Source organism: Nonomuraea sp. LPB2021202275-12-8 (assembly GCF_037044575.1).
Taxonomy (GTDB): domain Bacteria; phylum Actinomycetota; class Actinomycetes; order Streptosporangiales; family Streptosporangiaceae; genus Nonomuraea.
Genome location: NZ_JBAHWD010000085.1, coordinates 1 through 5901, shown reverse-complemented (window position 1 = coordinate 5901; position 5901 = coordinate 1). Strand labels below are relative to the sequence as shown.

Here is a 5901-nt window from a genome sequence, read left to right as displayed (position 1 = left end):
TCGATCTTGATCAGCGGTTCCGGCCGCTGACCAGGGCAAACACCACAGGTACGGGCGGGCCTCCAGTCTCACGGAGCCCCGCCCGTTCTCGTTGACGCTCGCTGATCGTGGACCAGTTGTGGACCAGATCCATGCGTCTCTGTTACATCGCAGCTTGGTCCTGTTGGGCGAAGGAACGCAGGTCGCCTCGGATGAGGCTTGGGTCGCGTCCGAGAATGTCGGCGATGACGGTGGTGGACGCTCCAAGCGCATGCAATTCCTGGACCTGTCGGCGCCGCTTGGCGATCTCGGTCCGCTTCGTGCGCCGGCTAACAAGCTCAGCGGCGGTCATGCCAGCGAGGAAGTGCTGCTCCTCTCGGCTGTCGTCGGCGTATTTGCGGCATGCGGCAAGGAGGGGGCAGGCCAGGCAGATCTCGCGGGCGGCCGGATAGTCAACCGCCGGATCAAGGGGTTCGCCCCAAAAGGCGAGGTCCTGGCGTCGGGGAGTATCGAACCTGGCGGGGTTGTGGGTGGCGCACGCGGCGGCACCGGCCGGAGGCGCATACGGCTCAAGCGCCCTGTAAAGGATTTCGGGCGGCGTCGCATCCTCGAATTCGTGAGTATTCACTCTCGCTCCTGGCTCCGCGTTGTGCGGGATCACGAGCGAGGGGGTCACGCCCACGCTGTCTGTTGTTGTCAATTTCCTGGACCTGGGTCTCTGGCCGTACGAGTCGGTCGGTCGGGGACTGTGCCCTTTTCGCCGCGTGGCTGCGCCGTTCGGCGCTCGTACTGCCCTGGGAGTGACCCCCAGAAGCCGCCCACCACAGTAGCCCCGGCTCTGCGGCATAGCGGGAAAATCGCGCTAACCGGGCGGTACTGAGATTCGCGCCGTCGATTCGAGCCAGTTTTTCCCGATTCCGACGCCCACCGTGTTGCAATGGTGGGACGCAGCCGAGACCACGACCGACCGACGCCGGCTGAAGGCGGCGGACACACGACAGCGGGCCACGGCCCGGTGACCGGAGTCCTAACGGTTCGGTTTCACCGCTCGGCTCGTCACGGCGCACGCCTTGAAAGAGGACACGCCGCGGCGTGGTGCATGGCGCGTGGGCCTTGGCCACATGCCCCTGGAGCGACCCGCCCAAGGGGCAACGTGAGCGGCCTCGCGCCGTTCGTGATCGTCCGGAGGCGACACGATGAACAGCAACAACGCCAAAGACGAGTCTGTTATTGCGGAACAGATGGAGTTGGCGACGACCGCCAGCGCAGAGACGGACGAACTTGCCGTGGCCAACTCCGAGGGTGGCGAAGCCGAGAGCAGCGAGACGGCCGTCTGGTCCCGATTCGGCGACGGCCCGCTTCCGGCGCTGCCGAAGATGGCGGCGGTGAACCGGGCCTTCAAGGTGGCCTCGGACTTCGGACTGCCGGAGGGCTTCGCCTCTGCCCTGGCGCACAGCGTCGTCGACCCGGCTGCGTTGAGGGCCGCGCTGAGCAATCCAACCTCGATCAACGTCGCGGGTGGAGTGATCGAGGTGATCGACGTTGACCTGTACGCTCCCGGCCTGGTGCCGCTGCCCACCAACAACCGGACGATGGACATGCGGGTGTACCCGGCAGGTGGCGTGCCCGGTCATCTCGGCCCGCTGGCTGGGCCCCGCTCTGAACCGGGTGAGGCCACAGGCCTGTGGATCGAGGCGCAGAGCGTCCAACACGTGTTGGACGAGGCCAAGCAGGCCCAGGACTACGTCTTGGTGAAGAACCCGCTCAAGGACTCAGTGGCCGCGCGGGGCGTCGTGATGCCAGTGACCGTGGTCTACTTCGAACTGCGGCACCGCGACGGACAGCCGGCGATGCCGCTTCTTGGGACGGCCGACGGGTCGAGCCGCATCACCGGCGCCCATGCCGTACTCAACCTGACCGATCCCCGCACGACGCACTACCACCTGCCGTCCAACCGCGACTCTTATCGCCGGTTCGTGGACAACATCTCCTCGCAAGACCTCCCCTCCCTCGGGCCGTCTGCAGCGAAGAAGCTACGTTGGCAGCGCAACGCGCTGATCACCCCTGCGCGGATCTTCCTCAGGTTCACGCCCCAGCCCAGCGCGGCCTACGACTTCAGCCGCGCCGTAGCCGCCTACGTCGGCATGTTGCACGTCGACCCGCCCAGGCCGTGGACACCGACGGGCAAGCTGGAGGCAATGGCCGAGGCCGTCCTGGAGGTCCTGCGATCGGCGAATGTGTTGGACGACACCCGGCACGACTACCTGGCCGGGCTGCTCACCCCGGAGGCATCCGATGCGGCGGGGCTGCCCACACAGCGCGATGCGCAGGCCGCGCACGTCCTAGCGACGCTGCTGCAGCCACATCTGCGTGACCTGGTCGACCGGGGAATCATGGACGTCACAGCGAAGAAGTCCGTCACGGCAAACCGCCGTATCGATGTCGTCGCAGAACTGGCGCTGCGCCCCACCCGCAGCCTGGCGGCCAGCCTGCCCGCTGGGGACTCGCTGCGGGAGCGAGCAACCGCGATGCGTGCTGCATACCTGCGGGCCACGCACATGTCGGCCTACACCACGCGCCGATGGGAGGTGACAGGCCGCGGACCCGATGAACTGCTCGAAGGTGCACTTGCCGAGTTGGAGCGGACCGAAGCCGAGCAGGCCAATCCTGATGCGTGGCGGGACCGCCTCGAACTCGCCGCGCACGCGCAGTATCACCTGACCGCCTACGAAGCCCTGAAGCGCGAGCCGATGGGCAGCAAGGGTTCCGATCAGAGAGGACCCCAAGAGATTCTCTCGCAGATGCTGCAGGACGAGCGCGGTCTCAGACTGCTGCGTCAGGCCATCGTGGACGGTCGCGCCGGCCTCGCGCCCAGCCTGGTCGACACAGACGGTCAGATCATCCACGGTGTGCTGGGCGACGACGGTGAAATCCGGCCCGACCCGGAGGGACCTGTGGTACCGGTGACCGATCGCTGGCTGCGCTATGACGGCTTCCCAAGCGGCGGTCCGACAATCCGCCCCGTGTCGATCAAATCCGAGACGCCCATCATGAAGGCCTCGCGCCTCCAGCAGGACATCCTTCACATCATCGAGCAGATGGCCAAGCGCCTTGACGAGCTGGAGCACCTGGAGGCACCAGCCGGTGGGCCGCTCATGGATCAGCGCGGATGGCCCGCCAGCGACACCAAGACTGCGGTCGAAACGCTAGTCGAGGCCCAGTCCAAGTTCGGATACTGGGGGAAGGTCGCCGCCCGACAAGCGAGCCGTATCGAATCTCCGTCGGACGACGAGCTGGGCGAGGAGACCGACGAGGAAACCACGGCAGCCGATTAAGGGACAGACACGAAGAACAGGCCGATGAAGACGCTCCCCCACGCTGGCGGCGTCTTCATCGGATTCAAAGTTCCCGTCGGCGTTGGTCAGGCATGCCGTGGCCGCTGCCAATCCCCTCGGTTGAGAGGTGTGAGGGCGATCCGGTTGAAGGAGTGGGGGAGCACTCGGCTTCGAGACCTGCCGGTTGCCGGCGCCCACTGCCAATTGCTGTGGCGCAAGCGGCGCCCAGTTTGATGTGGATGCTCTCGCCAGCTGCCCCGGCGCACAGTAGCGCGTCGAGCCGCGACAGCAATGGTTACGGGCGAGGTAGCCCCGCCCGTAACCAACAGCCTGACTCTGAAGGTCCCACGATCGGCGCGGCGAGTGCGGCAGAGGGCTATGTGCTGACCCTGGATATTCAGCCACCGCGGTATCAATTACTCACAGGTCCAGCCATGGGCGACAATGCCCCGAAACTGTCATTCTTGACCAATAGGACTTTTGTGGCAAATGGTTCGGCAATTAAGTTGATATCTTGACGGATAGCTGACCGCGTGTCACGCTTACGGCTTTACATCATCCATTCAGTACGCAGAAGCCCGAGAAAAGGGAGTTATTCGTGACCATCGCTGTCGACTCATCGCGCCTCTCTCTGGTACGCGAAGAGTCCGTCTACCTGGCAATTCGAACCAGCCAGGGCGGTCGGACCGTCTATACGACGCGTATTCCGCTCGCTGACCTCTCGGTCATCCTCACCATTCCCGATCCGGCCAAGCCGGACCCGGACAACCGCAAGGTGGACATCAACCACGCCAAGGGCTTCGGTCAGTATCTCGCTGACAACCCCAAGTGGGTAGCCCCGGCTCTCCTCATTCGCGACACCGGCGGCTGTCGCTACGAGCCGATCAGTGAAGACGGCTCGGTCGGTTACCTCACCGTCCCGTGGGCCATCGGCGGCATCGGACGTCTCATCACGATCGATGGTCAGCACCGAATCCTTGGAGTGCACCTAGAAAAGAAGCGCATCACGGACGAAGTATCCCGCATCGACCGGGAAATTCACCGCGCCAACGATGTCAAAAAGGTGAAGCTGGAGCAGGAGCGCGAGGCGCTCATCGGTCGAATGCAGCGACTCAAGGACGAATTCGTCGGAATTGATATCTATTTGGAGCCCAACGGTGTCAGCGGTCAGCAGATGTTCGTCGACGTCGCCGACAATGCCAAAGGGATCTCTGGTGCCGTTCGCGCCCGATTCGACACTTCGCGCATCGCCAACCGCACGCTCAGCGACATCATCGCTCACCCCCTCTTCCTGGGCAAGGTCGACATCGAGCGAGATCGGATGACTCTGAGTAACCGAAATCTGATGGGCGCCAAGCACGTCGCCGACATCACGCGAGCTGTCATCGCCGGCCCCGGTGGCCGCGTCAGCAAGAAGGTCGAGTCGATGACCGACAACGAGGTCATCGAAAGCGTCCGCGGATTCTTGGATGTCATCTCCGTCGCTTTCACCGCGCTCGCGGAGGTTACCGAAGAGGACATAGACAACTACGACCCCGCACTGTCCGAGAAAAGGAAGAACGAGCTGCCGGCACCCCCGACCATGGCCATGAAGCTGCGCGAGTCCTCGCTTCTGGGCTCCGTAGGCATGCTCCGCGTCTTGGGCGGCGTCTACCGCAACCTACAGGAGGAGGGGGCCGAGGACGGGGACATCCAAGAGTTCTTCAAGCGGCTCGACCGGCATATGGCAGCCCCCGTCAGTGAGAACAGCATCTGGCGTACCACGGCGGCCAACGACGACTTCGAGCCGAACGCCTCTGCCCCGATCATGCGTCAGCAGAACGTCGTACACCTGACCAAAGTGATTACGGACTGGTACAAGAAGGCCCCGGCCGCCGTCTGATACACCAGCAACACAGGAGCCCCCTCCACACCTCACGCGGAGGGGGCTCCTTGCTTATCAAAGTACCGGGTTCAGCTCGGGTTCGTAACCTGCAGCCACACGTCCGCATATGGCGCATGGAACTTTGGGTAGGCGTTCAGAGGAGGCTCTCTTGGGTTCCGTCCTGCGTTGACGTTTTTGGTTGCCTCCGGCGAGTTGCTGTGACGCTTCCTGGCACGATCTCGGGCCAGAAGACCTTGATCTTTGATCGAGCCTTGGCGCGGATCAATTCTAGGGGGCCGTCGTCCGCCAACGCCTTAGCCGGGGAGACATTGAGGGCAAGATCCATGATCGTGTTCGCATCCGTGCGAATTGCTCTCCACGGTTCGACCGTTCTAGGTGCCTCGTGACCCGCTCCCATCGTACGCTCGCTCAACTTAAAGACAAAGATCCAGGAGTTGCCTTCAATCGGCGCGTTCTGACCAATATCCGATCGCAACCGATAGGTTCCATCGGCCTCCTGAAGCAGCTCGGGGTCTCCGAGATGGCGGGCCCAACTCCGCCATACGGGATAGGGGATGGTAAACGCGGCCCCTGCACAGTCTTGATGGCCACCGAGCTGGAATTTGTAAGCCATCTGATAGAATGTGCGTTTGAAGACATTGGAGATGTTTGGGCCTTCCACCTTTTTGGAAAGAGAAACTCTGCCTTGTGTCGTCGCCAGGA

At 63.5% G+C, this 5901-nt stretch carries 4 protein-coding genes; 2 read left to right on the top strand and 2 right to left on the bottom strand.

The window, feature by feature from the left end:
• Nucleotides 1-142: 142 nt before the first annotated feature.
• Nucleotides 143-607 carry a WhiB family transcriptional regulator gene (locus V5E28_RS48575; RefSeq protein ID WP_336217115.1) on the bottom strand — a complete coding sequence of 155 codons (465 nt, stop codon included), beginning with the start codon at nt 605-607 and terminating at the stop codon, nt 143-145.
• Between the two features lie 568 nt (nt 608-1175).
• Between V5E28_RS48575 and V5E28_RS48570 the strand changes: the two genes are divergently transcribed.
• On the top strand, nt 1176-3314 hold the full coding sequence (locus V5E28_RS48570) for a hypothetical protein (protein WP_336217114.1): 2139 nt from the start codon (nt 1176-1178) through the stop codon (nt 3312-3314).
• A 598-nt stretch (nt 3315-3912) separates the two neighbouring features.
• On the top strand, nt 3913-5196 hold the full coding sequence (locus V5E28_RS48565; protein ID WP_336217113.1) for a DNA sulfur modification protein DndB: 1284 nt from the start codon (nt 3913-3915) through the stop codon (nt 5194-5196).
• A 136-nt stretch (nt 5197-5332) separates the two neighbouring features.
• On the opposite strand, the gene V5E28_RS48560 is transcribed toward V5E28_RS48565, so the two are convergent.
• A partial coding sequence (locus tag V5E28_RS48560; RefSeq protein WP_336217112.1) for a hypothetical protein occupies nt 5333-5901 on the bottom strand: 569 nt, incomplete at its 5' end.